The organism is Streptomyces sp. NPDC003327, from assembly GCF_053589515.1.
Genome location: NZ_JBSFSA010000022.1, coordinates 70,817 through 94,079, shown reverse-complemented (window position 1 = coordinate 94,079; position 23,263 = coordinate 70,817). Strand labels below are relative to the sequence as shown.

Here is a 23,263-nt window from a genome sequence, read left to right as displayed (position 1 = left end):
GACAACACCAAGCCCGCATCAGCCACTACAAACAACGCGGCCACACACCCCCATAACCTGGCCACCAGTCACAGCAAACACCGTTGCAGTACTAGGCCCCGCCTCCCCAGTCCGATCCCCAGCGCCACCGGCACAACGCCCAGGGCGCCGCTTCGAGAGCCACGGTGGATATGCCTGACCAGTTCGATGCCCAGCTCGACAAGGCCCTGGAATCGGTGCGCAGCACCCTTCCAGAAGGGTCCTTCATCCTCCTGGAGAACAAACTTCGCCAGATCTACGCTGAGCGGCCCGACCTGGAAGGGCCGGAGGTCATCAGCATGGTCTTCGATGCTCTGAAGGGAGAGGAGGCCGACGCCCGCCTTGCCCTGGACGAGGCACAGGCGTGGGTCGACGAAGCGGATGCTGCCTCAGCTCGTGACGAGGCCATGCAGCGGATCGCAGCGCGCTCCGCTGAGCTGGACGCCGTCGAAGCCCGGTACCCGGGGAGGGCCACCCTGGCCGAAGCGCTCGCCGACGCGGGAATCTCATGGGCCTATCTGGGACTCAGTGAGCAGGACGGCCTCCTCGCCGAAGAGATCCGTCGAGGGTTCAGGCAGTAGGGAGTCTGCTCGCCGACGCTCTTACCGCATGGACCTACCGATGACCTTCATGTTCTGCTCACGTCCCTTCGAGGGGTGGGACGTCGGCCCCATTGCCCCAAGCGAGGAACTTCGCGGCCTTCTGGGTAAGCAGGGTTTCGAAGAAGGCTGGCGCCTCGTCGCCGAGCATTCGGTGCAGTGCGACCAAGCTGGTGATTGCGGTGTCGGCGACCTCCTCCTGGACGTGCTCCCAGGTGTGGCTCTGTCCCTTCCGGGGATTGGTGGCCCAGGCGCCGATCACGGCCTGGGCCGACTCGCCCACCTCCTCGGTGAGTTTGAGGACCTGCAGGGTCCACTGCTGCTCAGTGGAAATCCCGCGCGCGGTATCGAGGCGAGTGAAGAGGTCGGCGAGTTGGCCGATGGTCTCCCACGGGGTGGTGTTCAAAACGGGCTCCTTGGTGTTTTCGGAGGGGGAAACGAGTATTTGCAGGTGGGGACGTCGACGCACGTGATATCGGGCTTGTCATATGAGTCCCTGCCGCATCGCGTAGGCCACCGCGTGGGTCCGGTTGCGCAGCTGCAGGCGGGTGATGACCCCATGTAGCACGTTCTTGATGGTGCGTTCGGAGTACGAGAGCCTCGCGGCGATGTCCGCAGTGTCGTAGCCCTCCGCCGCCAGGCGCAGCACGTCCACCTCGCGCGCCGCGAGCCCAGTGAAGTGCAGCCCGCGCGGGCCGAGGACCTGGCCCTGGAGCCGGCCGACCTCCTCCAAGAGGCGCCCCACCAGGTCGGCAGGGAGGTGTCCGGCGCCCTTCGCGACCGTGCCGATCACGTGCACCAGGTGCTCGGGCGTCGCCTCCGCGCGCCGGATCACCCCGGCGACCCCGCACTCCGCCGCGCTCACCAACTTCTGCTCGTCAATGCCCGTCGTCACGAGGACGGGGCGGGCCGGGCTGGTGCGCCGGATGCGACGCAGCAGCTGCAGGACGTCCTCGTCGACGGTGTCCACCACGAGCACGACGACCTCGGGCGCCGGGTCGGCGTCCTCGTTCCAGTCGGCGATGGTGATCTCGGGGCGAGTTCGTAACTGACTCGTCACTCCGGCCTGCGAGATCGGGTCCGGTGCGCGTAGCGCGACACTAATTCGGTTCGTGGTCATTGTGATCGTCAGATGACCAGGTTTGGCCGTGTGCCGGGCATGTGGTCGGGTGAGAGGCGGGTGAAGTACTCGGTCCGGATGAGTGGTTCGCGGTCGACGGGCGCGAGGCGGGAGAGGATGCCGGGCAGGGGGCGTTCCCTGGACACCTGGCTCCTGTGGGCGAGGATGGCCCGCCACTTCTGGTCGAGATGGCTGCCCACGTCGACCGCCGCGGTGACCTGCTCGTCCGGGACGCTCAGTGTCGTTTTGCCGACCCGCTTCATGAGCGCGCTCAGAGTGCCGGCACGCGAGTGCGGGTGCGTGGCTGCGTACAGGGCATGGGGGCGCCAGGGCGGCCCCGCGTCCGGGTAGCGGTGTTCGAGTCCGGCTGCGTGGAAGGCGAGGAGGGTTGCCTGGTGGGTGCGGACGTGATCGGGATGCCCGGTCAGCTGACCGTACGCGTCGTGGGTGATCAGGATGTGCGGGCGTACCGCCCTGATGTGGGAGACGATCGCCTCGGTCAGCTCGTCGATCGGCGTATCGCACAGTCGAGGCCGTGCGGGGGCCGATTCGGGGACGCGCGCATCGGCGTAGCCGAGCATCCGCGGTTCCCCGGCGCCGAGAACAGCCAAGGCATCGGCCAGCTCTGCGGCTCGATGGGTAACAGAGGCCCACGTCGCAGTGACGACGGCCGTGTCCGCTCCCGCGGCGGCGTGCTGCGCCAGGACGCCTCCTGCCAGCAGTGCTTCGTCGTCGGGGTGGCCGAAGACGGCGAGGAGTGAAGGGCGCGATGGCTGGTCCATGGCAGGGCTCCTTTACTGAGGTGGTGGTGGCCGCCGGGCTAGGCGAGGCCGGTGTTGTAGGGCTGGAAGTCGGCTGGCGGGTGGTCGAGGGGGAGATCCTTGTTCCACGCCGTCAGGCACTGGCTGCTTGGCACGAAGAGGGGCTGGGGCAGTGCGTCGAGGCTCCAGAACCGCCACGAGCCGATCGTTCTCTCCAGCTCCCGTGGTGTGCCGGACCAGCGGGAGACCAGCGCGGGCACCGTGAGCCGGAGGATGCCGTCCACGTGGTCGAGAAGTGTGCCGAGCACCTGCACATCGGCGGGTTCCGCGATCAGTCCGGTTTCCTCGGCGAGCTCTCGGATCACGGCCTCGGTGAACGTCTCGCCGGGCTCCAGCGATCCGCCGGGCACTTCCCATGTCCCGAGCCGGTGGCGCCCCAGCAGGACACCGTCCGGGCCGTGCACGATGATGCCGACCCCAGCGCCGCGTGGGGTGCGGGCGGCGCCGATGTCCGGGGCCGGCTGCGGATCCGTTCCGGGCGGCGAGCCGCGTACAGCCGGTACGACAGCGGCTGGTCGGCCTGTGGGGAGTCGATCGTCGTGACTGTCTCCATGACGAGACCGTGGTCGACGAGGAGGTCCTCCCACAGCTGCGGTTCGAGGACCCACATGTGCATCTGGTGCTCGATGTCCGAGCCGGGCAGCCGCAGGATCTCGGGGCGGGCCGTGACGGAGCCGGAGGGGCCGTCACCGTTCGAGGTGGTGTGCAGCGCGCTGAACACCAGCCGCCCACCGGGCCTGAGGCCGTTGGCCAGGGCGGGCAGAAGGCGGTGCGGATCCATGAACGGCACGCCGCTGACGGAGTAGACCAGATCGTAGGGGTCGGCTTCCCGCAGGTGGTCGACGGCGTCGGCGCACACCAGGCGCAGGCCGGGGGTGCCGGGGTAGCGGGCGAGGGCGCGCTGGTGCTGGGTGGGGGAGGCGTCGACGGCGGTGACGTCGGCGCCGAGGGCGGCCAGGTGGGCGGCGTGTCGGCCGACTCCGGATCCCAGGTCCAGGACGCGCAGGCCGGCGACCTCGCCGAGCACGCTGATTCCGGGCCCGGCCTGCGCCATATCCCAGGCCCATTCGCCCAGCTCAGGCAGGTCGAACGTGCGGCCGAGCTGATGGCGACCATAGAGGCTCCAGATCTCGCCGATTTCCTTCTCGACGTCCAGCACGATGAACTTCCTTCCGTTCGCGGGGCCGGGTGGTCAGGGGCGCAGGGCGTAGCAGCGCAGGACGTCGAGGTCGGCGGTCCGCGCGACGGACCAGCCGGCCGCGAGCAGTTCGGCGTCCGCCGGCGGGATGCCGAGGCCGAGGAGGCTCGGCTCGGTGGTCGTGCGGCGGCCGGCGATCTCGGTGACGACCCAGAAGGTTCCGCCGGGCGCGAGCAGGTGGCGGACACGGCTGAGGAAGCCGGGCTTGTCGTCCATCCACCGGTAGACCAGGCGGCAGGTGATGAGGGCGTAGGCCGGGTCCGGGAGCGTCGTGAGGTCGCCGGTCGCGATGTCCAGGCACTGCCATGTCGGCCCCGACCCGGCGTCCTGGGCGGCGGCGAGCGTGATGGCGCTGGGGGAGCAGTCGATGCCGGTCGTGCGGTAGTCGAGCTCGTGGTGGAGGTGGCGGGCGAGGCCGCCGTCGCCGCTGCCGATGTCGAGGGCAGGGCGGCCCTCGCCGGGGCCGAGGTGCTCGGCCATCAGCTGCTTCTCGGCCTGGCACAGCGGCCGGTATCGACGGCCGCTGTGCCACAAGGGCTCCCAATAGTCCGGGGTTGCGGTAGATGCGGTGGCGGTCACGAGGTTCCCTCTCGGGCGGGGCGTGGCAGGGGGCGCGGTGAGGTCGGTCAGCGGTCCTGGGAGAGTTCCAGGAGTTCGGCGAAGGTTCCGCCGCCGTGGGCGAGGTCGTCGTACCGGCCCTGTTCGGTGATCCGGCCGTGCTCCATCACGATGATGTGGTCGGCGATCTTGGTGTTCTCCAGGCGGTGGGTGACGACGATGGTGATGCGGTCCGCGGCGATCGCCTTGATCTGCTCGAAGATCTGGTGTTCGCCCCTGGGGTCCATCTGGGAGGTGGGCTCGTCGAGGATCAGGAGTTCGGGCCGGCGGTACAGGGCCCTGGAGCAGGCGATGCGCTGCCACTGGCCCCCGGAGAGTTCCGTGCCGCCCCAGAGGTCCCGGGCGAGGAGGGTGTCGAGGCCGGCGGGGAGGTCGTCGACGGCGTCGCGCAGACCGACCGCGTCGACGGCCTCCCACACCGGTGCGTCGTCGTCGGTACGCGGCTGGCCGAGGGTCACGTTCTCGCGCAGGCGCAGCGGCCACTGCCCGAAGATCTGCGGCACCAGGCCGGTCAGGCGCCAGACCGAGGCCGGGTCGGCGTCGGCGAGGTCAATGCCGTTCCACGAGACCGTGCCCTTGTCCGCCAGGTAGATGCCGGTCAGCAGCCGGGTCAGGGTGCTCTTCCCGGAACCGTTCGCCCCGACGATCGCAAGGATCTGGCCGCGCCGCAGGGCCAGCGAGACGCCGTCGACGGCGGGCTTGTCCTTGCCCGGGTACTGGTAGACCACCTCTTCCAGATGGATCTCGTCCACCGGGGCGGCCAGACGGCAAGGACCCCGCTGGGGCGCGCGGTCGGCGGCCTCGTCGAGGAAGCTCTGCATGTCGCCGAGGTACAGGCTGGTGTGGAAGACCGCGGCGCCGCCGGTGACGACCTGGGTCAAGGCGGCGAGCATGGTCTGCACCGCGATCACGGCCGTCGCGGCGACGGCGAGGTCGATCCGGCCGGAGACCGCCAGCCACGCCAGTGCACCCCACGTCGCCGCCAGGCAGATGCCACCGGCGAGCGCGGACAACAGAGCGATCCGCAGGGTTCGTGGCGCGGCGGCCAGGGTGCGCCGATCGCACCGGTCCGACAGGGCCCGGTACCAGTAGACGAGATAGTCGACCATGGAGTTCGCGCGGACCTCGTCGCTGTACTTGGACTCGGTGGCCCACCAGCGCATCATCCCGCGTACGTTGCGATCCGCGATGTTGCCGTAGTGGATCTCGTAGTCCACCCGCGCGCTCAGCACCGCCCCGACACCGGCCGGCAGCACGGCGAGCAGCAGCAGCGGCAGCATCAGCGGGTTCAGCACCGACAGAACGCCGCCGGCGGTGACCATGCGGATCACCGCCGACACGAACTGCTGCGCGTCGGCCACCATCACATGGGTGCGCACCACCCCCATCTCCGCCGCCTCACGCCGGTCGGAGAAACCGTCCTCCGCGTACGCAGCCGCCTCCACTCGGCACACCGCCTCGACCAGCGCCGAATCCATCTCCGTCGTCAACCGCGGCGTGATCCGCCGCCCCGCGTACGAGGCCACCGCTCTCGCTGTCCGAGCCACGGCGGCGGCGACCGTCACCACGAGCAGCGCCGGCAGGGCACCCCGCAGGCGGTCTCCGGCGGACCCGGGTCCGAGTACGGGTTCCATGGCGCGGGCGGTGGCCGTCAGCAGCACGGCGGCCGAGACGCCCGTGACCAGCTGGCAGCCGAGAAGCAGCTGCACGGCGCCCCGGTCGATCCGCCAGGACAGCCGCGCGATCCGGCCCAGGACGGCGGGGATCTGCGCGCACATCCGCCGGAAGGACGCCTCGGCGAGCGGGTTGATGGAGTACTGCCCGGTGTAGGTGATCTCCGCCGGCGGGGGAGGAGGCGGTGTGGTCTTGTGCTGATCGTTCACGGGAGTCGAGGTCAACGGCGGTTCCTCCTGGACGGTCGCGTGGGGCGGTCGGGTAGCTCAACGACCGCGCCGGGATATCGAACTGGTGTCTTTCGGTCTCAGTGGGATCCCCGAGATTCGGCGCGTGTCGGAGCGTGGATAGTGCATCGGCCCGCCTGCAGCAACAGGGCTACTGAGGAAGGAGGTTGGCCGAAACGCCGCCAGCGAGCGCTTCGGCGTGAAGATGAGCGCGTTGGCGTACTGCGAATCCCGTGCGACTTGTAGAGTGCGAGCCTTCCCGCCCCGTACGCCTTCGCTGGAGTTGACTTGTGGCGATCACGGACACCGACATCTCGGACGCCCTTGGTGCCTAGCTGCAGCACTACCCGGACGAGGTTGAGCAGCTGTCTGAGCCTCTGCGTCTCTTGGGGCAAGGCCAGGACTTCGCCTCCCGGTTCACCTTCCCCTTGCATGTGACCGTCGGTGCCCTGGTTGTCCGCAGAGGCGCCGAGATCCTGCTCGTCGAGCACCGCGCCTACGGAATCACCTTGCAGCCGGGCGGCCACGTCGAGCCGACCGATGCCACGCTGGTCGAGGCGGCAGCGCGCGAGCTGGCGGAGGAGACCGGTATCGACCCCAGCCAGGTCTCTGCCGTCTCGTCGGCTCCCGTTTACGTCGAGTACGGCTTGGTGCCCGCCCGGCCTCAGAAGGGCGAGCCAGAGCACTTCCACCTGGACCTCGGCTTCGCCTTCACCACGGTCCGCGGCGAGGTGGGGCGTCTGCAGGAGTCCGAGGTGACAGGCGCTGGTTGGTACCCGCTCGATGTCGCCGAACGCCTTGTCGGAAGCCGTATCGCCCGAGCGATCTGCGCGCCGACGCAGGTCAACTGACTTAGAGGCGGTGCGCGGGGGCGCTGCGCCCGCCGTGCGCTGCCAGTCCTTGGGGTGCGACGCATCACCCGATCGGGCATGGATTAAGGCGGGCTCGAAGGCGAGCCGGTCCATCAAGCGCGCCAGTAACACCCCTTTGTGTACCTTGAGTTTGCCTGCACCCGGCTGGTCCGGTTGATTTCCAGGGTGTGGGGAGACGCGCCCTGCAGGCCGGCGCGCGACTCGCCCGACGAAAACAGAAAGTGACCGACTGTGACGACTGGTCATACTGCTGTCTCTGACTTCTACTGCCACCAGGCGCTGTCCGGCCTGGCGCCGATCGAGATCGTCGCGGAGACGGACCGGGCTCTCGCCTTCCACCACACCAACCCCGCGCACCCGGTGCACATCGTGGTGATCCCCAAAGAACACGTGCCGTCGCTGACGGACCTGGGCCACGCCGACGCGAACCTGCTGACGGAGGTCGTCGGGCTGGTGCGCGAGGTGGCTGCGGGGGTCGAGAAGGAGCACGGGTCGTGCTCGGTGACCACGAACCTCGGGCTGTACCAGGAGTCCAAGCACATGCACTGGCACGTGGTCTTCCGGGGCGAGAGCACCAAGCAGATCCTCGACACCTACGGTCACCACGACGGCTGAGACCAGCCTCGCCGACGTCGGGAGGTTCGCGCGTCCACCGCGATCCACGCGTCTCACGCCGCGGCGGCGTGCACGTGTTCTCGGCTTGCCTTCGGAAGGCGCGCACCGGTCAACGGGGCGAGAGTCTCGCACGCCTTCGCCGGCGAGCCCCTCCGGCGAGCCGGTCATCGCCCGGGACAAAACGGCACCGGTCCGGTCGCTGCGCGGCGTACGTAGCCGGCCGTCACCAGGGTCGGCCGGGCGGCGACGGCGCTCCGGAGGAAGCTCAGCTTGGAGTGGAAGGTGTGCTCGACCGCCCAACCACGGCTGGCGACGTAGTTTCGGAGCCAGCCGTTGATGCGCTCCATCTCGCCGAGGACTTCGTCCTGGTCCTGGGCGAGGACCCCCCGCGTGCGCAGGTACTCCAGCTCGCACTGCGAGAGGATCACCGTGGGGTCCGCGAGGAGAGCGCAGCGGTCGAGGAAGATTCCGTAGACGTGACCGGTGCGCATCGACTCACACTGGATGTCGTAGCGGACACGCTCGAAGGGCGGCATAGCCCGTACCTGGAGGCCCAGTTCGCTACGTAGGTAAGCCTCGAAGCTGTCGGAGGTGACGTTGATGCCGTACACCAGCTCTTCTCGGCGGGCGAAGGTGTCCTTGGCGAACCACTTCCGCTTGAGCACGTTTCCGGCTGTGACCGTGGGAATGAAGGAGGCGTAGCCGACCTCCGGATCGGGGCCGGTGACCTCGAAGAGGTAGTTCTCGGTGTGGTGGATCTGGAATTCCTCCCGGTACTCCGGCCGGCAACCCTCCAGCTCACCGTCGCGCAGCGCCTTGAGGAGTTCCATGGAGGCGGCCCAGATGTCGGGCGCCGGGTCGAGGGTGTACTTGTACTCCAGCTCGGTGCCTTCAAAGTGCTTGCGGAAGTATCGGCGGTGGTTGTTGAGTGCCGTGCTCGACAGGTGGTGCGCGGCCAGGACCAGGTCGAGCCAGCGAAGGGCCTGAACCGGTCCGTGGCCGATCGGCTCGCTGGTGGTGCGCACGAAGCAGGCATCCTCGGGGTGGAACCGGATCTGCGCGTAGGCGTGGTAGCCATCGGGGTATTTGGCCAGGTAGCACAGGGGCACCAGGCTTGCGGCGGCCTCGGCACCGATCAGCCCGCGCAGGGCAGTGCCGGCGATGGCGTCGGGGAACAGGTCCTCACCGTTGATCCGGGCCGAGCCGATCCGGATGCCGTCGCTGCGTAGCGCTTCGGCGGAACATGTTCCGAGCGTGTCCCAGCGGATGATCACGGTGGCGCTCGGCCGGCTCACCTCCTGCGGGGTGACCCGGACGAGGACGAGGGGCTCGATTGCCCGACGTGGCAGGGTGCGGTTGAGGAGATGGACGCCGCCGAGGACCACCCATGCTCCTAGCGCCGTCGTGCTGGTGCTCATGTCCTGCCTTCCTTTCGTGAAGTGGGCACCGCGCTTGCCGCCTCGCTGCCTTTGCGACACAGGGCCCCTGGTCGGGCACGGTCGTCTGTTCGGCGGGCCAGTCCTGCGCCGCACGGGTGGGGTGTCGGCCTAGGGTGGTGCGGGTGAGTCTTGGTGATGCTGTTCAGGTGGTCGTGGACGAGGCTGTTGCGGATGCCGGTCTTGCCGCGCTGGAGTTCGACGGGGCGCGGGCCTGGCTGGAGGAGGCACGCCGGCGCCGGATGGAGCCGTTGGCGGCCGAGGTGTGGGTGACCGATCCCGCCTTCGAGTACGTGCTGCTGGTCAAGCACCGTGTCCGCGGATGGGTGCCTCCCGGCGGCAAGGCAGAGCCGGGGGAGACGCCGCGTGCGGCAGCCGTCCGTGAGCTGCTGGAGGAGACCGGCCTGCGGGCCGAGCTGCTGGCCGAGCCCGCTGCCGTGGCGGTGCGGTCCTACCGGTCCGACTGGTCCCCGACGCTGGGCCTGTCCTACGCCGCGATCGTCGACCGCGAAGTATCGCTCGCGGCGGAGCCGGGGCAGCCGGCGGCGTGGTTCCGCCTGGACGAGGAGTGGGAGAGCGTGTTCCCCGACGACCGCGACCGCATCCGTACGCACGCCCGGCGCCTGGCCACCTCGGCGGCTCGCGCCCGCTGACCGGGTGGTTCGGCGGCCGTTCACAGGACGGTGTCAATCCGGGCGAGGGCGGACGGCGGCAGGGTGATCAGCCGGAGGGCATGCAGGAAGTGGCACCACACCGGGGCCAGGCCGGGACGGCTTTCGAACTCGGTCCTGGTTAGGCGGCCTTCGGCGTAGTCGACGGTGCGCAGCGCGGTGTGCTGGAGCTGCTCGGGACGGACCCACCGGGGGGCACGTACCTCCCTGGCCGAGAAACGCAGAGTTCCGCGGACCTCGGCTTGGAAGATCCACCACTGGTGCCCGACCGGGCCGCTGGGCGTGCGTCGGCAGTGGTTGGGGCGCCACTGGGTCAGCAGCGGGTGCAGGCGGGTGACGGTGAGCCCGACCTCTTCGGCCACCTCGTTGCGGGCGGCCTGTTCGGGGCTGCCGTGCTGGTCGATGTGGCCGGCGACCGGTGCGAGACCGGCCGGCGGCGTCGCCCGCTCGAACACCAGCAGCCCCTCCGGTCCGGGAACCAGCACCCCGACGCTGGTGTGGTCGCAGGAGTCCTCGGTGGCAACGGGGGAAGAGGCGGCCATGCTCATGGCGTGTCCACGGGCCGCTGGGCGACGGCGACGAGCCAGCTCGTCACGGTCGGGGTGTCGGGCGTGGTCAGGGAGTAGGCCGCGTCCAGGATCTCCATCCGCTGGGCGTGGGTGAACCCGCCGCCTGCCGGACGGGCGAACACGGGAATGGACAGCCACGCCTTCTTCTCCGCCATAGTGCCGTGCTGGGCGGTGACCTCTGTCTCGACGAGGGCCAGTCCGGCGGCGGCCAGCTCGGTGGTGACCGTCTCCAGCGGCAGTTTCGGTGCCGTATCCGTGCCCTTCGGCGGAGGGGTGTAGCCGTGATCGCGGGCGGCGACCAGATGGATGAGGGTGTTCAGCGACGGGCCGGTACGGACGGTGCGCTCGTCGGGGTGGTGCACGCCCGCGAAGCCGCCGCCGATGTTGAAGACGAACCGGCTGCCCGGGCGCAGGACGCGGGCGACGGCGGCGAAGACCGCCGCGACGTCGGCCTTCCAGATCGCCGAGTTGCACACCACCGCGTCCACACCGCCGGCCGGGACGTGTGCGTCGAGCTGCTCGGCCGGGGCGGTGATCCAGGACAGCCGGGGATCGGACAGGGAGCGTCGGCCGACACGCTGCATCGCGCCGGAGCTGTCCACGGAGACGACCCGGGCCCGGTCCGGGACCAGGCCGAGAATCGCGCGGGCGGTCGCACCCGCCCCGCCGCACAGGTCCACCACCAGACCGGCGTCGGCCAGCCCGGCTCTGCCGGCGAGGTCGAGGCTGGTGACGTTATACATCGGGTGGATGCGGGTGAAGGCTTCGTACGCCTCGGCGGTGGCGTTCTCGTCCCAGCCGGTCAGGGCGTCCTGGGGTGCCATGGTGGAGAGGTCCTCGCTTCACGGATCGGGGCCGCGGCCGGGGCCGGACCAGAGGCTTGAAGGGTCAGAAGAGAGCGGACTGCACCGCGGCGGCGGGGGAGGAGAACTGCGGCCCGAGGGTGATGCGGTGGCCCTTGAGGACACCGAGGTCGAGCAGGTAGGGCAGGTCGTCACCGTCGAGCGTGGCCAGGCACTGGGAGCCAACGCAGGCGAGCACCGTCAGGCCGTGCTCGCCCTCGCGCAGGTCGTGCGGGTACAGGGCACGCTCGGTGACGGGGGCACGGAGCAGGTCGCCTTCGGCGGGCGGCGCCCACGGCTCCAGCACGGCCGGGATGTTCATCTCGGACAGGGCTTCGGCCGCCCGGTCGAGGTGCTGCTGGTGGGCGGCGCGGACGGGAGCGAGGTCGCGCAGAGCCGCCAGAGCCTTCAGTTTGGCCGCGGCCCGAACGGTCTGCGTCAGGTCCAGGCGCCGGGAGAGAGCGTCCTCGACGAACCGCACCGTGCGCCCGTCGGGGCTCTTGGCCAGGTAGGTGGCCGCCAGGGCCCCCTGCTCGTCGAGGCGGGAGCGCTTTCGGGGTTCGGCTGCGGTGCCGACCTTGGTGGTGCCGTCGGCGAACGTCGCCAGATAGAGCCAGTGCGGCTGAGCCATGTAGGCGGCCAGGGCGCCGGGGACGTGGCCCCCGGAGTGGAACTGGTGGGCGAAGCGGAATTCGTCCCGCGCCGTGCAGGCGGCGCACTGGCCGCCGGTCTCGGCCGGGGCCTGGTCGGGGCAGGCGACGGCTTCGACGCGGACGCGGTCGGCGAACCGGTACCGGCCGGTGCACCACCGGCCGGCACCGTTCACCTGGTAGGCCAGACGCCCGCCCACGACCTGGGCGTGAAGCAGGGGTTCGCCGGGCGGCGGGGCGAGCAGGAGACAGGGGGCTCCGTTCGCCCAGGTGATGCCGTGGCATACGTACGTCCCGCTGGCGGGCAGGCTCTGGTCCATGGTGGTTCCTCGCCGATCAGTGCGTGGGGTGGGTCAGACGGTCAGGTTCAGACGGTCAGCCAGGTTGCCGGCGGCCGTCTTAAAGACCTCGTCCCGGTCCAGGCCCGCGACGTCGAGCCACAGCCAGTCGCTGCAGGACGCCTGTTCGCGCATCTGGTTCAGGACGGTGTCCTGGTAGCGGATGAAGTCCTCGTCTCCGTCGCCGGAGTGGCCGGTCTCCAGAGAGGTGAACGAGCCCTTGCGGGCGAGGGCTTCGCGGGCGCCGATGTTCAGGAAGAACACCAGGTCGGGTTCGGTCAGATGGGCGAAGACCTGTTCGGCGAGGCGGGCGGGGACGTCGGGGTTGACCACGTAGCGGGCGAGGATCTTGTGGTGGGCGTTGTCGAGGACCACGTGGATGCCGGCAGCGAGCGCGGGCCGGATCACGAGTCGGTCCTGCAGGGTGTACCAGGAGGCCAGGGCCAGCAGCCAGTAGTGGTCGCCGCACGCCTGGGCGACGTGGGCGTCGCGCCGGTAGACCAGCTGGTTGAGGCGGTCGAGGTATGCAGACAGCTCCGGGTCCGCCGTGATGCCGGTGGTGTGCTTGCCGACGAGGATCGCCTCGTGGCCGGCGTCGGTCAGGGCCTGGTGCAGGCGGGTGGCGAGGGTAGACTTGCCGGCTCCGTCGCCGCCGACGAAGGTGATCAGCCGCCCGGGCTCAGGGGCGGACGTCGTGCTGGTCGTCATCGGGTTCCTTCCCCGGAGCGGGCCGGAGTGCCGGCCAGGCGGTGGGTGATGATGGTGCGGATCCGGTCGATGAGGACGGCTCGCCGCCGCAGGACGTCGTCGTGCCGCTCGTTGGATAGGTCGGCGGGGTAGTGCGCGGTGAGGTTGTTGGAGATGACGTGCAGGTATCCGAACCGGATCCCTGCCGTGTGGGCGGCTGCCCCCATCGGGCCGATCTCCGGGTCGACGAAGGCGTACGAGGGCATATGCCGGGCCAGCCAGTCGGTGTCCTCCAGCAGGATCGAGGGCGAGGAAACGTGCAGGCCGCTCTGCACGCCGCCCTGGGCGGCGGCGAAGTCGCCGAAGAAGTCGTCCCAGGTCACCAGCGACCCCCGCAGCAGACTGGTGTTGCCCGTCGCCAGCCAGGTGTTCGGCTCGATCCCGGGGGCCAGCGAGCCGACCTTGCCGATGTAGACGACGTCGCCGGCGCCGAGCTGGGCCAGCCGTGCGACGACCCGTCCGGCTACGTCGCCCCAGATGCTGTGGAGGAACCCGAGGTAGACCATGCGCCGTCCGGCTATCTCCGCGCGCTGCCAGGCGTAGCCGGGCCCCCGCATCCACACCCCGTTCGTGGGGGCGAGGTGCTGAAGGCCCCAGCCGACGATCACCAGATCGCCGTCCAGGTCCAGATCGAGCGTGTCGAAAGCGGAACGGCACTGTTCCTGCCCGGGCGGCTGGTAGGTGACGATGTCCGCCGGCCGCCCTGTCAGGGCCAGATAGGTGGCGATGATCAGCGCGTAGTGCTGGACGTAGTCGGCGCCGGGGAACGCTTGGAGGACCAGGTCCCGGCCCTGTACGGTCGCGGTGGGCCGCTCGATGTTGAACAGCTTCCCGGTCTTCTCGTATCGGGAGACCACCGCGGTGCGGTCGTAGCCGCCCACCACGCGGATGCTGTCCCAGTCCTTTTCCTGGATGAGGTCGTGGACCTTGATCTCCAGGTAGCGAAGCAGACGGCTGGGGCTCATGGTGTGCCCGTGGAAGTCGACCGGGCTCGCGTGCAGCAGCCCGGGGGCGGGAGCGGCGATCAGGGACGTCATCGGTTCTCCTCGGCGATCGTGACACTGCTGCCGGCCGCGGTACGGACGACGGCGATGTTCCGCCGGATCAGGTCGAAGCGGTTCGGGAGGATCGGGCCGAGGTTCTCGATGCGGGGCGTGGAGGGCTTCTCGTAGGGGCCTTCGAGTCGCAGGGCGATGCCCATCGCGCCGAGGATGACCGGCGCTGCGCCGTCCACGGAGGAGATCCACTCGTGCTCGCGCTGCTCGACGAGTTCCAGGTGCCCGGTCCGGCCCAGACCCAGCAGCCGGTAGACGATCAGGTCGTCGACCAGACCGTGCTCTTCCAGGTAGGCGGTCGCCAGCCAGCGGGTGCGGCACAGCTGCCCGTCCGGATCCGGACGGCGCGAGGCCGGCAGGGCGATGGCCCCGGCCCAGCCGCTGTTCACGAACGCGTCGTAGGTCCGCCGCCACTCCTCGTCGTCCGAGGCGTGCAGGACCGCGCACAGCCGGAAGGTGTCACCAGACAGCTCCCGGATCTCGCGCGCGGCCTGCTCGCTGGCCTTCAAGGTGGCGGCCCCGTCCCGCATGACGTCCGGCAGGATGATCTCCCGCGCCGACACCGCGAGCGCGGCCCGGACGAGGTCGGCGGCGGGCAGGGCGTAGCCGAGGTCGAAGAGCCCGTTGTCGACGATGATCTCGGCGCCGCGTACAGCCTCCCGGGCGAAGAAGTCCCGGTAGGAGAGGTCCGTCAGGACCCGCTGGGCGGCGACGTGGTGGACCCGTGCGGGCTCCTGGGCGACGAAGGCACGGAGGTAGGCGGGCGGGGCGATCACGGAGAAGTCGATGCTCTTGGCCATCACCGCCCTCCCCACTGCCCGGCGGCGATGGTGAGGAACTCCTGGGAGAGAACCGGGTCGGTGCGGAAACGACCGCCCCGATGCACCGTCGTGGTGCGGGCGCCCTCCATCCGCACGCCCCGCATGCTCATGCACAGGTGCACCCCGCGCACGGTGACCGCGACGTCCTCGCGGCCGAGGACGCCGACGAGGTGCTCGGCGACCTGGCGGGTGAAGCGTTCCTGGACCTGCAGCCGTCCGGCGGCGAACTGGGCGAGGCGGCCGAACTTCGACAGGCCCACCACTTCGCCGTCCGCCACGTAACCGGCCGTCACCTGCAGGTTCATGGGGAGCATGTGATGCTCGCAGAGAGACCACACGCTCATGCCGCCCACCACGACCAGCTGGCCGTCCAGATGGGACTCGGTGAAGCACGTGAGCGCGGGGGCGTCGGCCGGGGAGAGGAAGTCCCTCCACCAGGTCGCGACCCGCTCAGGGGTGCCGTTCAGCCCTTCGCGGGCGGGGTCCTCGCCCAGCTCGACCAGGAGGTCGCCGATCAGGGCAGCGACCCGGCTGGTGTCCACGCGCGGCATGGGGCGGCCGGGCTCGGTGGTACTGGGGACCATCGTGGTGGCGCTCGTCATGGGTGTCGTCTCGCTTCCGGGGACGGTGGAGAAGAGCAGATGAGTGGGGTGCACGGTCAGCGGCCTCGGGCGTCGGCGAAGGAGAGCACGTGCAGGCGCGTGGTGAAGTACCAGTGACGCGCCGCGACCGCGTCCGCGAGCTCCCGGGCCGTCGCGGTGATGGCCTCCGCGGTGATGCCCTCGGGCATCACCCACACCGGCGCGAGACCGTGCCGGCCCACCAGCTCGGCGATCCGGTCGACGTCGGCGACGGAGGAGGCGACGAACTTGAACGCGGCCCGCCCGGAGGCGGCGAACGCCCGGAGCACGGACGGCACGATGCTCTTGGCCTCGTCCATCCCGAAGCTCGCCAGTTTCGGCGATACGTTGAACCGGACACCGTCGACCAGCAGCGCGGGATCGGGCACGACCGTGCCGTTGGTCTCGAACTCGACCCGTCGGCCCTCATCCAGCAGTCGCCGCACCAGGGGAATCAGATTCCGCTGCTGGAGCAGCGGCTCTCCGCCCGTGATGACCACGAGCTCGACCGGCGACTGGAGCACCCACGCCAGGAGGTCCGGCACGGACTCGCGCGTCGAGACCTCCGTCGGGTTGAACTGGCGCCAGTCCCACGTCTCCTTCGTGTCGCAGGACGCACAGGTCAGGTTGCAGCGGGACAGCCGGATGAAGATCGCCGGGTGGCCGCAGCTCGGACCCTCGCCCTGGAACGTGGGCACCTCGACACCGAAGCGCTCGGCGACGATCAGCTGCCCCAGAGGGCCGCCCACGGTTGCCGCGGCGCCGGTCACGGGGCGGCCACCTCGAACCGGGCCCAGCTCCGCTGGGTCTCGCGGACGCGGACGGCGGCCAGCTGCCCGGCGATCCCCGGCGGCATGTTCGCGAGGAACCAGCCCGCCAGGTACTGCGCCAGCAGCTCGGACGTCGGCTCGAAGTCGAAGACCTCGTGCAGGTTGCGGTGGTCGAGCTCGCTGTCGAGGTACCGCTTGAACGGGCTGAGGTCACCGAAGTCCGTCACGAATCCCGGCTCCTGGAGGGAGGCCGAGGAGAGCACGACCTCGACCTGGTAGGTGTGGCCGTGCTGCCGGGAGCACTTGTGCTCGGGCGGGAGGCTAGCGAGGCGGTGACCGGCCTCGAAGTCGAACGTCTTGCCGATCGTGAACCTGCCGGAAGGCAGGGAAACAGGGGCGGTCTCCACGGGAGTCCCTTTCTCGTGACGGAGGGAGCGAGGGCATCTGCGGCCCTCTCCGGCGCCTCGCTCGGGAGTCGCCAGTACCGGTACGGATTCCTGGGGCGCCGGCGGTCCCCGCGCGGCCGGCGAACGCGTCCCGACGAGTGCGTCCCGCACGATCCGCCTGCGGCCATGGGCTGGTCCGACGCAATGGTGTCGCTCAGGGCAGTTGGAGCGCTGGCTCCTACGATGCGCCTCGTGCTGATGCACAGTCATTGAGCGTGTGTTGTAGAAACATTGACTGCTTCGGTCAATGCCCGTCGGCATCCCGAGGGGTGTGGGCGTGGAAGGGCGACGAGGGGGCGGACGGTGGGGAAGGTATCGCGAGCGCGGCGGGCGGAGATCCAGCGGGAAGCGACCCGGCTGCGGGCCCAGTGCCAGCGAGACGGCGACAGCCAGGAGCGGACCGTCACCGTGCTCCGGGCCGCGATTCCCGAACTCACGGCGCTGGAAGCGTGGCGCCTGGCTCTGGGATGGTCCCGAGCACAGGCGATCCGCGAGGTCGCTCAGGTCTACCTGGCGGACGACCTGCTGCCGCCGGCCCTGTCGCAGGCTCTGCTGTGCCGGTACGAGCACGGGCAGGCACAGCCCGGCGACGAGTACAGGATCATGATCTCCCGGGCGTACGGGGCACGCCCGGACCAGCTCGGGCTCGCCACGAACCACCTGTGGTGCAGTACGTGCGCGGCTCCGCTGCCGCTCGACTACGGTCGGCGGCAGCGTGAGGAACAGGGCATCGACCGAAAGGCATCCATGACGACCGAGAGCGGGCTGCCCGCCATCCGTGAATCCGTGCAGTGGGCCGTCCTGGACGCGCCCGAGGGCTCGCCGTCGCTCGTCGCCCTGGCCGAGGCCGCAGTGGAGCACTACGCCCTCAACTACAGCAAGCACCCGCCATCTACCCTCCACGACGAGGTCCGGGCCACCCGCAACCTGCTGTCCACCGTGGTCGCCGCAGCCGACCGGGACACAGCCCGCGGCCTGCGCCGGCAAGTCGGCTGGCTCTCCGCGCTCCTCGGGAACCTCGCCTACCACCTCGACGACCGTGCCGGCGCCCGCGCTCACCTGACCCTGGCGGGAGCCATCGGCAAGTCCACCGGCGAGACGGCACTCACCGCCTGGTCCAGCGGAGCCCTGGCCATGGTCGCCACCTCCCGACGCGACTGGGACCACGCCCGCGGACACGCCGAGCACGGCCTCCAGCACGCCCCCGCCGGCCTGCGACGCGCCCAGCTCCTGGGCTGGGCCCTGCTGCCCACCCTTGCCGCACTGGGGGACGCCTCCCGCGCGGACGACGTCGTCAGCGAGAGCGACGAGATCATGCGGACGGCCGTCGAAATCCCAGGCCGCTTCGGATACGATCGTGCCGAGCACCGCCTCCATGTCGCCGAAGCCCACCTCACCCTGGAGCGCTACGACCGGGCCGCCGGCGTAGCCCGCACATCCATCGCGGCAGCCCCCGAGCACACGCCGGGATGGGTGGCGGCCACCCTCGTGCTCGCCCTCGCCGAAGCCCACGACGCCCCCGAGGCAGCAGCCGGCCGCGCGCTGAACGTCCTGGACCTCATTCCGCCCGCGAGGCTGCGAGCCACTGCCCGCAGCCGTCTTGCCCGCCTCACCCGAATCCTCGACCCGGCAACGAGCAGTGAGGGCGCCGAACTGGCCGAGCGCCTGCGCGCCCTGCCCGCTCCGGTCCGGACGGACGGCACTGCCGCGTAGATGTCTGGCGTACGCGGCCCCCTGCCGTCGGAGGGAACGGACCCGGGGAAGCACCGGGCTGATCGGCCGGATCAGCGGGACGCTGATCTGCTCGCGGATGCTCTGGGCGCGGTGGCGGCCGGCCAGGAGAGACCCGTCAACGGTCATCGCGCAGCTCCGGACCGGGCGTTGCAGCAGATGCTGCCGGGTGCAGGCCGGCCATGGCCAGGACCGTCTCCGCCTGGTAGCCGGCGGTACGCGACAGCGGCATGGGCCGGGGGCGGATGGCCTTTTCCGCCCGGTGGCACCAGGCGATGAGGACGGCCTCGGTCTTCGCTCGCAGGGCCTGGAGCTGGTCGTGGTCCGGGGCGGCGGCGAGGAGCTGGTCGGCGTGCCACAGGAGCATGCCCGCAGCGCGCGCCGGGACGAGGAGGACGAGGTCCTGGTCGCGGCCGGCCTCGGGGTTCTCCTGGATCTGCCGGATCATCAGAGGGGTGATCGAGCGGACCTCCTTCGCGGAGGCCAGGAACACGGTCTCTTCTTCCGAGGCCGCTGCAAGCTCGGCGATGAGGTCGCCGAGGACGTGGCGGGCGTCTTCGAGTACGCCGACGGCTTCCTGGGGGGAGAGCCGGATGGGGGTGGAGTCCCACATCGGGACTTCGGGGAAGAGGCCGAGGCCGCCGTGCCGGGCGGTGTAGTGGGCGCTGCTGGATCCGGCCGGTTCCCACTCGCGGTCGTCACCCTTGCCGTGAGAACTGTCCGGCTCGATGGCGGCGGGAGGTGCCAGGAGGTAGGCGCCTGGTCCGAAGGAGGGCAGTCCGATGCAGTCCGACGGGGTCTGCTCGACGCGCAGGCCGTACCGGGCCGCCAGGTCTCCCATGATCTCGGGGAGGGCGGGTTCGGTGCGGGAGGCCATCGCCCACACCCCGCCGGAGTCGCTGCCGTGAAGGGAGACGGTCAGTGCCGGCCGTACGGTGTCGATCACCCTCATGAGGGCGCGGGTCTCCGGCAGGGTCGCGTCGAAGGTGGGGGTGGGGAAGGTCCACTCGGGCTGGCAGCGGGCCTGGGGCCGGTACAGGCCGCGGTGGTAGTCCTCCAGCGTCGGCGGCCACGTCGAGGCCCACCAGTCCTGGTTGGCGGCGACGCCGTCGGGGTCGGCGCATCCCACAAGGTGCCAGGAGACTTCTTCCCGCGCCTGGGGGTGCTCGGTGAGGTACCGGGCCAGCGTGGTGACCACGGCCAGCCCGATCGGCTCGTTCGGATGCGGGGCGCCGAGGACGAGGACGTGCTTCGGGCCGCCCTGGACGGTCAGCATCGTCATGGGCCTGCCCTCGCGGGAGCGGCCGATCTCGGACAGGACGCAGACCGTCGGGTGCTCGGCGGCGGTCTTCCGCAGCTCCTGGTCCAGTTCGTCCAGGGTGGGCGGCCGGTCGCCGATGTAGGGGGCGAGCGGGTCGGGGGTCACGACCAGCCCTCCCCGCGCAGAGCGCCGTGGGTCGGCGGGACGTCCTGGTGGGCCGGCCCCGGCATGTGGGGCTCATAGCGGTAGACGCTGGTGCTGGTGCTGGTGTCTGCCGTGGCGTTGGCCGCGTGCTGCGGCTGCTCTTCGGCGTGCGGCTCCAGGTCCGGCACGGACGCGGCGGCGAGCCCGCGGGGGCTGCCGATCTCGTCGGCGATCAGGCTTCCGGTCAGGGCGAGGCCGGCGGCGTTCATGCCGAGGAGCATGAGCCCGGGCACGGTTTCGAGGAGGTCGAGGGCGGACCACCCGATTCTGGTGGCGGGGACGGGTAAGCGAGCCATGCGGATCACGGCAGCTGCTCCTTTCCGGAGGCGGTGGCGGGGGCGATGAGGTCGGGCAGGAGTTCCCAGAAGGCGACCAGGGCGATGAGGTGCGGGTCGCTGCGGGCGCCGCACCGCTCACGCAGCTCGTCGACGCGGTCGAGGAACAGACCGGTGGGCCGAAGGTCTTCGGGAAGGTCGTCCTCCGTGGCGAGGCCGGCGAGGACGCGCAGGACGGCGAGGTCGGTCTCGGCGAGGTCCGGGGCGAGCATCGACACCGGAGGCGGAGAGACGTGGCCGCCCGCGAGCAGGGCGGTGGCCCTGCGGGCAGCGGTCGGGGCGCCGAAGCGGCGGCCGATCGAGGTCAGGTGCCGGCGGACGATCCCGACAGGAAGGCCCAGCTCCTCGGCGATCTGCGCGTCCGACGCCCCGGTGAGCAGGAGTTGCCCGACCCGTAGTTGGGACGAGGTGAGCGGGCGCGGCTGTGCCGGGGCGGCGGCGCGGACCGGCGCCGTCGCCCCGGCCGGCGGTTCGGCCGGCGCGGGAGCGGTGCGGGCGGTCAGGAGCCGGGGGTCGTGCAGCACGCGGTGCAGGTCGGTGGGGGAGGTGGAGCCCTGGCCGGGGGGCACGGCCCAGTGGACGTCCAGGCCGCCGGTCGTGGTCAGCGGGGGGATGCCTATGGACCTGCCCTTCGGCATGACCCGCACGCCGTGGGGCCAGTCGGCCGGGAGGACGGAGTCGGACGGGAGGAGGAAGTGCCAGGTCCGCGTGGTGCGGTTGGCGAGGACGGGGCCGGTGCGCGGCCCCAGCGCGGTCAGCGCCGGGTGGGCGAGGTCGGCCGGGACGCGGATCGCGGTGAAGTCCTCGCCGCAGCGGACGGGCAGGGTCTGGCTGCTGTCCGGCATCCAATGGGGCATGTCCCAGCGGCTCAGGACCGGACGAGGTCGGGCCCTGGTCGTCACGACTCCGCTCCCGCCGGCTCGGCGACGCTGCAGGCTTCGAGGGCCGTGATTTCGGCGGTCGCGTCGAGGTGGGCGATGTGGCTGAACGCCTGCGGGAAGTTGCCGAGCTGGCGGCCGGTGGCGGGGTCGTACTCCTCGGAGAGCAGGCCGAGCCCGTTGCGGACGGCGAGCAGGCTGGCCAGGGCGGTGCGGGCGTCGTCGGGCCGGCCGATCCGGGCGAGGGCCTGGGCCAGCCACCCGGTGCAGATCAGGAACCGGCCCTCTTCACCGGCGAATCCGTCGGGCCCGACCTCGCCGGCGTGGGTCCGGTAGCGCAGCAGGAACCCGTCGTCGGTGCCCAGCTCGCGCTGGACCGCCTCGACGGTGCCGATGAAACGCTTGTCGTCGGCGGGCACGAAGCCGGCGAGCAGGCCGTGCAGGAGCGAGGCGTCCAGCTCCCGTGACCCGTAGGACTGGGTGAAGGCGTTACGGTCGGAGTCGTAGCCGTGCTCGCACACCTCGGCGTGGATCTTTTCGCGCAGGGCCCGGAACCGGTCCAGCGGGCCGTCGGCGTGACCGGCCTCGATGGTGCGGACGGCACGGTCGAATGTTGCCCAGGCCATCATCTTGGAGTGGGTGAAGTGCCGTTCGGGCCCACGCATCTCCCAGATGCCCGAGTCCGGCTGGTCCCAGACCTGCTCCAGTTCCGTGGCGAGCGTGACGACGAGCGAGCCGAGACGCCGGGACCAGCTGGCGTCCGCCAGGGCGAGCTCGTGGAACTCCATGGCGAGTTCGCCGTAGACGTCGACCTGGAGCTGGCCTGCGGCGGCGTTGCCGATACGGACCGGCGTCGATCCCTCGTACCCCGGCAGCCAGTCCAGCTCGCGCTCGGGCAGCTCCGTCTCGCCGCCGACCCCGAACATGATCTGCAGGCGGCCGGCGCTGCTGACGGCCTGCGCCGCCCACATCGCCCAGGCGAACGTCTCGCGCAGGTAGCCGTACCGGCGAAGGGCGCCGGCGGCGATGGCGGTGTCGCGCAGCCAGCCGAAGCGGTAGTCGAAGTTGCGGGTGCCGCCGATCTCCTCGGGCAGCGAGGTGGTCGGGGCGGCCACGATTGCGCCCGTCGGGGCGTAGATGAGCCCGGCCAGGGTGAGCAGGGAGCGGACGACATCCTCGCGGTCCGGGCCGGTGTAGGTGCAGCGGGCCGCCCACTCCTCCCAGAAATCGAGGGCGAACTGCAGCAGGGCGTCGTCGACGGGGACGGGCGGTGGGCTGTCCACGCCCTCCCGCCAGGAGAGCCCGAAGGAGACCGTCTCGCCTTCGGTGACGGTGAAGTCCGAGACGAGGTCGGCGCCTTCGGCGCGTACGTGGGCGTCGGCGTCGAGCCACAGCCGGGCGTCTTCGCCCTGGGGGAGGTCGATCGCGTGCCGCCGGTCGAAGGTGGCGATTCGGGGCACGGTGCGTCCGTAGTCCGGGCGGGCCCGCAGCAGCGACCGCATGGTCACCTTGCCGGTCACGCCGGTCACGATCCGCACCAGGCGCGGGGACCCGCCGCCGGGCACCATGAAGTCGCGGACGGTGGCCGTGCCGGTGTCGCAGACCCACGTGGTCTCAAGCGCAAGGGAGTTGCCCACGTAGCGGCGGCCCGAGCCAGGGGCGGCGGTGCCGTCCATGAGCGCGGCGGGCGCGATCTGCCAGAAGCCGTGGTCCTCGGTGCCCAGGAGGCTCGCGAAGACGGCGGGGGAGTCGAAGCGCGGCATACACAGCCAGACGACGGCGCCGTCCCGGCGGACCAGGGCGCTGCCCTGCTGGTCGCTCAGCAGCCCGTGGTCCTCGATCCGCGGGCCGGCGGCGAGCGTCGGGCCGGCGGTGTGCTGGCGGGGGATGTAGGGGAAGGCGGTCACGCGGCCACCGCCGTCGTGGGGCGGTGCGGGGCGATGATCCGGCCGTCGGGCAGCAGCTCGCCGGTGTCCTCGAAGAGCAGGACGCCGTTGCACAGCAGGGTCCAGCCCTGCTCGGGGTGGCTCGCGACCGGCTTGGCCGCCTCCCGGTCGGAGGATACAGCGGATGGACAGGCGGGTTGGTGCTGGCACATGAGGCAGTCCTTGAACGAGAAAGAGGAGA

Annotated in this window: 27 protein-coding genes; 5 read left to right on the top strand and 22 right to left on the bottom strand. The window is 70.8% G+C overall.

Annotated elements, in window-relative coordinates:
- Positions 1-170: 170 nt before the first annotated feature.
- Positions 171-599, top strand: coding sequence for a hypothetical protein (locus ACWDVG_RS18825; protein WP_451700365.1), 429 nt, complete (start codon positions 171-173; stop codon positions 597-599).
- 58 nt (positions 600-657) lie between these two features.
- Here the strand turns inward: ACWDVG_RS18825 and ACWDVG_RS18820 are convergent, their stop codons facing one another.
- The 7 genes from ACWDVG_RS18820 to ACWDVG_RS18790 all read right to left on the bottom strand — a co-directional run bounded on the left by ACWDVG_RS18820 (position 658) and on the right by ACWDVG_RS18790 (position 6,152).
- Positions 658-1,023, bottom strand: a complete 366-nt coding sequence (locus ACWDVG_RS18820; RefSeq protein ID WP_451700364.1) for a MazG-like family protein — start codon at positions 1,021-1,023, stop codon at positions 658-660.
- Between the two features lie 78 nt (positions 1,024-1,101).
- Positions 1,102-1,677 (bottom strand): response regulator transcription factor, encoded by a 576-nt coding sequence (locus ACWDVG_RS18815; protein WP_398063961.1) that lies wholly within the window; start codon positions 1,675-1,677, stop codon positions 1,102-1,104.
- Between the two features lie 68 nt (positions 1,678-1,745).
- Positions 1,746-2,519, bottom strand: coding sequence for a PIG-L deacetylase family protein (locus ACWDVG_RS18810; protein WP_451700362.1), 774 nt, complete (start codon positions 2,517-2,519; stop codon positions 1,746-1,748).
- A 38-nt stretch (positions 2,520-2,557) separates the two neighbouring features.
- A complete protein-coding gene (locus ACWDVG_RS18805; RefSeq protein ID WP_451700361.1) occupies positions 2,558-2,962 on the bottom strand; it encodes a nucleotide triphosphate diphosphatase NUDT15 in 405 nt (134 codons plus the stop codon).
- On the bottom strand, positions 2,860-3,717 hold the full coding sequence (locus ACWDVG_RS18800) for a class I SAM-dependent methyltransferase (protein WP_451700360.1): 858 nt from the start codon (positions 3,715-3,717) through the stop codon (positions 2,860-2,862). Before ACWDVG_RS18800 ends, ACWDVG_RS18805 begins: the two co-directional genes overlap by 103 nt.
- 33 nt (positions 3,718-3,750) lie before the next feature.
- The gene (locus ACWDVG_RS18795) at positions 3,751-4,236 is read right to left on the bottom strand and encodes a class I SAM-dependent methyltransferase (protein ID WP_451700359.1); all 486 of its coding nucleotides are present in this window, start codon (positions 4,234-4,236) and stop codon (positions 3,751-3,753) included.
- A 146-nt stretch (positions 4,237-4,382) separates the two neighbouring features.
- Complete coding sequence (locus ACWDVG_RS18790; protein ID WP_451700371.1) at positions 4,383-6,152, bottom strand: ATP-binding cassette domain-containing protein; 1,770 nt, start codon at positions 6,150-6,152, stop codon at positions 4,383-4,385.
- A gap of 557 nt (positions 6,153-6,709) precedes the next feature.
- Here ACWDVG_RS18790 and ACWDVG_RS18785 point away from each other — a divergent pair.
- The gene (locus tag ACWDVG_RS18785; protein ID WP_451700358.1) at positions 6,710-7,126 is read left to right on the top strand and encodes an NUDIX domain-containing protein; all 417 of its coding nucleotides are present in this window, start codon (positions 6,710-6,712) and stop codon (positions 7,124-7,126) included.
- Positions 7,127-7,378: 252 nt separating this feature from the next.
- Positions 7,379-7,762 (top strand): HIT family protein, encoded by a 384-nt coding sequence (locus ACWDVG_RS18780; RefSeq protein ID WP_397997310.1) that lies wholly within the window; start codon positions 7,379-7,381, stop codon positions 7,760-7,762.
- Between the two features lie 164 nt (positions 7,763-7,926).
- Here ACWDVG_RS18780 and ACWDVG_RS18775 read toward each other — a convergent pair whose 3' ends face one another.
- A complete protein-coding gene (locus ACWDVG_RS18775) occupies positions 7,927-9,180 on the bottom strand; it encodes a hypothetical protein (RefSeq protein ID WP_451700357.1) in 1,254 nt (417 codons plus the stop codon).
- 173 nt (positions 9,181-9,353) lie between these two features.
- Between ACWDVG_RS18775 and ACWDVG_RS18770 the strand changes: the two genes are divergently transcribed.
- Positions 9,354-9,851, top strand: a complete 498-nt coding sequence (locus tag ACWDVG_RS18770) for an NUDIX domain-containing protein (protein WP_451700355.1) — start codon at positions 9,354-9,356, stop codon at positions 9,849-9,851.
- A gap of 20 nt (positions 9,852-9,871) precedes the next feature.
- Here ACWDVG_RS18770 and ACWDVG_RS18765 read toward each other — a convergent pair whose 3' ends face one another.
- The 9 genes from ACWDVG_RS18765 to ACWDVG_RS18725 form a co-directional block, all read right to left on the bottom strand.
- The gene (locus ACWDVG_RS18765) at positions 9,872-10,411 is read right to left on the bottom strand and encodes an NUDIX domain-containing protein (RefSeq protein WP_451700354.1); all 540 of its coding nucleotides are present in this window, start codon (positions 10,409-10,411) and stop codon (positions 9,872-9,874) included.
- Between the two features lie 2 nt (positions 10,412-10,413).
- Positions 10,414-11,262 carry a class I SAM-dependent methyltransferase gene (locus ACWDVG_RS18760; RefSeq protein WP_451700353.1) on the bottom strand — a complete coding sequence of 283 codons (849 nt, stop codon included), beginning with the start codon at positions 11,260-11,262 and terminating at the stop codon, positions 10,414-10,416.
- 64 nt (positions 11,263-11,326) lie between these two features.
- Positions 11,327-12,250 carry a DUF2797 domain-containing protein gene (locus ACWDVG_RS18755; protein ID WP_397997324.1) on the bottom strand — a complete coding sequence of 308 codons (924 nt, stop codon included), beginning with the start codon at positions 12,248-12,250 and terminating at the stop codon, positions 11,327-11,329.
- A 33-nt stretch (positions 12,251-12,283) separates the two neighbouring features.
- Positions 12,284-12,976: a dTMP kinase gene (locus ACWDVG_RS18750; RefSeq protein ID WP_397997327.1), complete on the bottom strand. Its 693-nt coding sequence runs from the start codon at positions 12,974-12,976 to the stop codon at positions 12,284-12,286.
- Entirely contained in the window at positions 12,973-14,052 is a 1,080-nt protein-coding gene (locus tag ACWDVG_RS18745; protein WP_451700352.1) for a hypothetical protein, read from the bottom strand. The genes ACWDVG_RS18750 and ACWDVG_RS18745 overlap by 4 nt, the downstream gene beginning before the upstream one ends.
- Positions 14,049-14,870 carry a hypothetical protein gene (locus tag ACWDVG_RS18740; protein WP_381066510.1) on the bottom strand — a complete coding sequence of 274 codons (822 nt, stop codon included), beginning with the start codon at positions 14,868-14,870 and terminating at the stop codon, positions 14,049-14,051. The genes ACWDVG_RS18745 and ACWDVG_RS18740 overlap by 4 nt, the downstream gene beginning before the upstream one ends.
- A complete protein-coding gene (folE, locus tag ACWDVG_RS18735) occupies positions 14,870-15,547 on the bottom strand; it encodes a GTP cyclohydrolase I (protein WP_451700351.1) in 678 nt (225 codons plus the stop codon). Before folE ends, ACWDVG_RS18740 begins: the two co-directional genes overlap by 1 nt.
- A 2-nt stretch (positions 15,548-15,549) precedes the next feature.
- Positions 15,550-16,281, bottom strand: coding sequence for a 7-carboxy-7-deazaguanine synthase QueE (locus ACWDVG_RS18730; protein ID WP_451700350.1), 732 nt, complete (start codon positions 16,279-16,281; stop codon positions 15,550-15,552).
- Positions 16,278-16,688, bottom strand: a complete 411-nt coding sequence (locus ACWDVG_RS18725; RefSeq protein ID WP_397997337.1) for a 6-pyruvoyl trahydropterin synthase family protein — start codon at positions 16,686-16,688, stop codon at positions 16,278-16,280. Before ACWDVG_RS18725 ends, ACWDVG_RS18730 begins: the two co-directional genes overlap by 4 nt.
- Before the next feature lie 342 nt (positions 16,689-17,030).
- Here ACWDVG_RS18725 and ACWDVG_RS18720 point away from each other — a divergent pair, with 342 nt between their 5' ends.
- On the top strand, positions 17,031-18,440 hold the full coding sequence (locus tag ACWDVG_RS18720; RefSeq protein WP_397997340.1) for a Twin-arginine translocation pathway signal: 1,410 nt from the start codon (positions 17,031-17,033) through the stop codon (positions 18,438-18,440).
- Positions 18,441-18,576: 136 nt separating this feature from the next.
- On the opposite strand, the gene ACWDVG_RS18715 is transcribed toward ACWDVG_RS18720, so the two are convergent.
- Genes ACWDVG_RS18715 through ACWDVG_RS18695 form a run of 5 tightly spaced genes read right to left on the bottom strand, consistent with a single transcriptional unit; the run spans position 18,577 to position 23,234 of the window.
- The gene (locus tag ACWDVG_RS18715) at positions 18,577-19,884 is read right to left on the bottom strand and encodes a M14 family zinc carboxypeptidase (RefSeq protein ID WP_451700349.1); all 1,308 of its coding nucleotides are present in this window, start codon (positions 19,882-19,884) and stop codon (positions 18,577-18,579) included.
- Complete coding sequence (locus tag ACWDVG_RS18710; RefSeq protein ID WP_451700348.1) at positions 19,881-20,219, bottom strand: hypothetical protein; 339 nt, start codon at positions 20,217-20,219, stop codon at positions 19,881-19,883. The genes ACWDVG_RS18715 and ACWDVG_RS18710 overlap by 4 nt, the downstream gene beginning before the upstream one ends.
- A gap of 5 nt (positions 20,220-20,224) precedes the next feature.
- On the bottom strand, positions 20,225-21,103 hold the full coding sequence (locus ACWDVG_RS18705) for a hypothetical protein (protein ID WP_451700347.1): 879 nt from the start codon (positions 21,101-21,103) through the stop codon (positions 20,225-20,227).
- A 53-nt stretch (positions 21,104-21,156) separates the two neighbouring features.
- Positions 21,157-23,025: a glycoside hydrolase family 15 protein gene (locus ACWDVG_RS18700; protein ID WP_451700369.1), complete on the bottom strand. Its 1,869-nt coding sequence runs from the start codon at positions 23,023-23,025 to the stop codon at positions 21,157-21,159.
- A 14-nt stretch (positions 23,026-23,039) separates the two neighbouring features.
- Entirely contained in the window at positions 23,040-23,234 is a 195-nt protein-coding gene (locus ACWDVG_RS18695; protein WP_017236920.1) for a DUF5999 family protein, read from the bottom strand.
- Positions 23,235-23,263: the final 29 nt, after the last annotated feature.